This is a genomic window from Fodinibius sp. (genome assembly GCF_041642155.1).
Lineage (GTDB): Bacteria > Bacteroidota > Rhodothermia > Balneolales > Balneolaceae > Fodinibius.
In genome coordinates this window covers 1-2,679 of record NZ_JBEPWZ010000363.1, presented here as the reverse complement: position 1 = coordinate 2,679, position 2,679 = coordinate 1, and the positions used below count along the sequence as shown (strand labels likewise).

Annotated in this window: 3 protein-coding genes; all 3 read left to right on the top strand. The window is 50.9% G+C overall.

The window, feature by feature from the left end; all coding sequences use genetic code 11:
* The coding region (locus tag ACESLU_RS13960) for a helix-turn-helix transcriptional regulator (protein ID WP_372639242.1) at window positions 1-141 on the top strand (141 nt) is incomplete at its 5' end.
* A gap of 122 nt (window positions 142-263) precedes the next feature.
* Window positions 264-1,538 carry a hypothetical protein gene (locus tag ACESLU_RS13955; RefSeq protein WP_372639241.1) on the top strand — a complete coding sequence of 425 codons (1,275 nt, stop codon included), beginning with the start codon at window positions 264-266 and terminating at the stop codon, window positions 1,536-1,538.
* A gap of 179 nt (window positions 1,539-1,717) precedes the next feature.
* The coding region (locus ACESLU_RS13950; RefSeq protein ID WP_372639240.1) for a hypothetical protein at window positions 1,718-2,679 on the top strand (962 nt) is incomplete at its 3' end.

Below are 2,679 nucleotides of genomic sequence, written 5' to 3'. Positions count from 1 at the left end.
GGCTTAAGCTATAAAATGATCGCGGACCGGTATGATATATCCATTGATACCGTACGCGCACATATACGAAACATTTATAAGAAGTTACACGTTAACTCTAAAGCAGAGGTGATTGCAAAATCACTGAAAGGGGAAATTTAAGCTCCCTAACATGATCATGTGATTGCCGGCAAGAAGTACAATGATTAACTTTTATTAGAAATTGGGTTGCAAGCATTCACCGGCCTCATAAGCTGGCAATATAAGCATATAAGGAGGTTCCCATGAGATTTGTCAAATACATCATATTAACACTGACGGCCGTCCTCTTAACCGGTTGTTATACCCAGCTGCAGCATACGACCAAGAGCCAAACGGATAATGCTCCCCGTTACGACGCAGAGGGAGAGGAAGAGGAATATATTCCTGTCGATTATAAGGATTACGAGTACGCTGAACGTTATGAGGCCTGTGATTGTAACCCGTACCGGAGCTACAGCTCTTATTATTATGCTCCGAGCAGGCACTATCATTCATTTTATGATTCTTACTGGGGACGCACGTACTATCAACCCTATTTTTCTTCTCATTATTGGGCGTTAAGTCCGTACATGAGGTGGAGAATGAGGGTCGGGTTCGGACACCATCACTCATTTTACAACAGCTTTGGCTTTTCCCTTTCCTGGGGAAGCCCGTTCTATCACAGCTTCTACGGAAACAGCTTTTATTACGATCCCTACTGGTACGGCTATCACCGTCCCTTTGCCTATAACTACTATAATTTCTATGGGAGCGGATACTATAGAAATGTATATCGTGATGGCGACCGTAACCGCACCTATCGCCGCCGAAGCATAGGCACGAGCCGTGTAAGCAGCGATCGCAGCCGTTCCAGATCAACCGATGATCGGAGCAGGGTGCGCAGCCGAAGTTCCGATACGTCGAACTCTTCTTCCACCGTTCGACGACGATCTACCGGCAGTTCCCGTACGAGCGATGGATCGGTGGGGCGCAGCCGCAGCCGGTCGGGCAACAGTTCCGGCAACGGATCGGTCGGCCGGAGCCGAAGCGGAGGCAGCGGCAGTGGGAGCTCCTCTTCCGGTGGACGAAGCCGAAGCCGCGGGGATAATAACCTCCAGTCGAGCGTTGACCGCAACAGTGAAACTCCCAACCGGGTAAGCCGCGTCGGATTTCAGCCCGAACCGGATGCGAATGTTGTTCGCCGCCGGTCCGGATCCGAAAACAGCGATCAGCTCCGACGGCAGCTCCGTTCTTCCGACGACAACCGGTCTGCGAATAAAGAACGCAGCCGGAGCAGTTTTCTTGACCAGTTGAAAAAAGCTTTTGATACCGGCAAGGTTAATATATCTGACAGAAACCGATCCACTACTACGCGGACAAAGGTACGGTCGCGCTCTGACAACCGAACGAAATCCACGATAAACCGGAGTAAGAACCGGACCAGGAGCCGGTCAACAGTCAAGCAGAGCCGCTCGTCTTCTTCCAGCAAGTCGCGTTCACGGGGCAGCTCATCCCGCTCACGCAGTCGCGGCAATTGAACTGGATAAGGATAGATATAGATGTCAGGAAGCGCCTGAGGCCAGTCTGAGTTATTTTACACCTTAATTACATCGCCATGGATACTAAACGTATATCAAGCAGTAACTGGATCATCACATTTTTTCTTACGACGTTGGGGATATCCTTTTCTGCCTCGTTATCAGTACAGGCCCAGTCTATGGATGATGTACTCCGGTACAGCCTCGAATATCCCTCCTATGATGCCGTCAGTGTAGTCATGCCGGCCGTGGCCGATCACACCGGTTTCGGATCCTACCAGGATAACCCCGCAGCCATGGCCCTGGCAGGGAAAGGGTATTTGTCGTTTGATCTGAGTACCCGCTATGTGGATGAAACGGGCACTTACCTGGGGAATACCACGAACTTCTCCGACAGCCAAACCGGCGTCGGGAATTTGGGCTTTGCCTACAAGTTTCCCACAACCCGCGGCAGTTTGGTCGTGGGCGGCGGTTACACCCAGAGCAGCAATTTTAACCGGGCTCTTTCGGTGAGTGCGCAAAACAGTGAATCGACGCTGACCGACTTTTATAACAGCTCTTTTGTACATGACGACCTGTATTTTGCCGCTTATGATGCTTTTGCCATTTACGATCCGAACCCGGAAGAAGAGACCTATGAGAATACCACCTCCGTTTTCCGGGCCAACGGCTACAGGGGCATACACCAGCATATGGAACTGGTTGAAAAGGGACAGCTGGGGGAGTATTCCGCTTTTATTGCGAGCGAAGTGATGAAAGACCTGTTTTTCGGGGCTGCCATCGGATTCACCGGGGGCACGTATACCTATGAACGCGACTTTTTAGAATCGGATCGGGATGACGAGTACAGCAACCGGGCCAATAACACGGATATCGATGACATCCTGAGCCTGGACACGATTGATGCTACCATCGAGGCCTTTAATGCCCAACTGGGACTGATATACAAAGTGTCTGATCAGCTTAGCCTGGGGGCAGGGTATGAATTCCCGAGCAGGCTTCGGGTTGAGGAAGACTTCAATACGGTTATTTCCACGGCTTTTGACAATGGAGATGTCGAAGAATTTGATGCGCCGGGTACCTTTACCTATGAAGTGGTCCGCCCGCAGCGGCTGAAAGGGGGGCTTACCTACAGCCATCC

Bases quoted from the DNA above. Each gene is read 5' to 3' on its own strand.
- ACESLU_RS13955 (WP_372639241.1), top strand. From the start codon at position 264: ATGAGATTTGTCAAATACATCATATTAACACTGACGGCCGTCCTCTTA.